Here is a 1533-nt window from a genome sequence, read left to right as displayed (position 1 = left end):
TTTAAGATGTGTTTGCTATACCCCAAAATAGGTTAAAAACGTAATAAAGCACCAGCTATTGCTGGTGCTAATAATTAAAACTTTTTGGGACATTTTCAAATTCAGTTGACAATACCCTATTTAGGTATAAGGTATTTGCATAGACCAAAAAGATTGTATGCTTTGTACATTTTACTTGTGTCAATATAATCCATGCTGTAGTTACCGTCCCAGGGATATATCGAAATGTATTTATCATTATAGATATTTATGACATATTTATTGACACTAAAAGTTACAAATATTTTATACAATGGTTTGTTTGGCAAATTTGCTGGCTTAGATATGAAGCTATTATTATTCAATGAGTTAAAAAATTGTATAAAAGTAGATAAGTTATCTTTAGAAAAATCCTTCTTTTTATAAAAATTCATATATAGAGTATAAAGTTCCACTGGTTTTTCCTGAGATAAATCTTTCATTAATAAATTTGTATAATAAAAATCGTTTGGCTTATTTTTTATATAAATGCTTTTATTAAAATCGTATTTACAGCCGAAGAGGTCTAATGAGAAAAAAATACATATAATGATTAAAATACATTTATTTCGTTTAATATTCAAATAATCACATCCTTTAACGACATTTCAGAAGGAAAGTCCCCAACTTCTATAAGTGGGGTTACATGTTATAATAATTGAGAATTGTTATCTACTCTAGCGCACTACAAAGGGGTAAGACTTATTCAGAGACAGTTGCAGCGACCAAGGAGATGATTTAACTCTCCTTTAAATAAAATATGTTGACTAGTTATATTTTAGTACACAAGATGGTAATATTAGCATATTTTAAATTCTCATAATTGGAATATGTCAGCAATTTCTATGTTTCTTACTTAAGTAAATAACACTATTTGCATTTGCTAAAGGTTAATAAATAAGTATATATTCACCTTTAGCAAATGCATTAGTATGTGTAACAGAGGGACAGGCTAATATAATAATAGAGATAACTAGCCTAAAAAGACTAGAAATTTTGGTGATGTGAGATTTACTCGGTCAAAACTAGGGCTTCTGCTAAAGGTATATGATTACAGTTAGTAGAAGCTTATATTTTCAAATAAAAAATATTCTATTAAATAAGATGGGTATATTATAATTTACATTTCATGATTTTCAACCATTTCAAAATTTCTTCATTATTTTTTATTATATAATAAAATTTATCAATGTTAATTGCTCTAGAAATTTTAATTTCAAATTTATACAATCTATGGTTTGATTCAGTTTTAAAAGGTGTATTTAACATTACTGATCGCTCCCTTTATTATCTAGTATAGCGAATGTTATACTAATTGAGTCCACTATATAGATAGACTACATATAATTTATGCATTATAAATTTATGTTAAATGTGTTATTTATAATGAAGGAGTATCTTAAATTTTTTATTATATAGGAAACAGCTTGCGGAAACCGCTGTGGATAACATTTTAGATAACATTTTAGATGAAAATTAGGTGGAAAATTCAAGAGAAATATGAGATGATTAAAT

At 26.4% G+C, this 1533-nt stretch carries 2 protein-coding genes; both read right to left on the bottom strand.

All coding sequences use genetic code 11. The annotated features are described in order from the left end of the window. Nucleotides 1–116 precede the first annotated feature (116 nt). Nucleotides 117–602 (bottom strand): DUF4883 family protein, encoded by a 486-nt coding sequence (locus tag KPL38_RS19190; RefSeq protein WP_281419381.1) that lies wholly within the window; start codon nucleotides 600–602, stop codon nucleotides 117–119. 529 nt (nucleotides 603–1131) lie between these two features. Then, nucleotides 1132–1287, bottom strand: a complete 156-nt coding sequence (locus KPL38_RS19185; RefSeq protein WP_216290735.1) for a hypothetical protein — start codon at nucleotides 1285–1287, stop codon at nucleotides 1132–1134. Nucleotides 1288–1533 lie beyond the last annotated feature (246 nt).

Source organism: Clostridium psychrophilum, assembly GCF_018861705.1.
Lineage (GTDB): Bacteria > Bacillota > Clostridia > Clostridiales > Clostridiaceae > Clostridium_AD > Clostridium_AD psychrophilum.
Note: the sequence above shows the minus strand (reverse complement) of the source record. Positions and strands in the feature narration are given on the sequence as shown.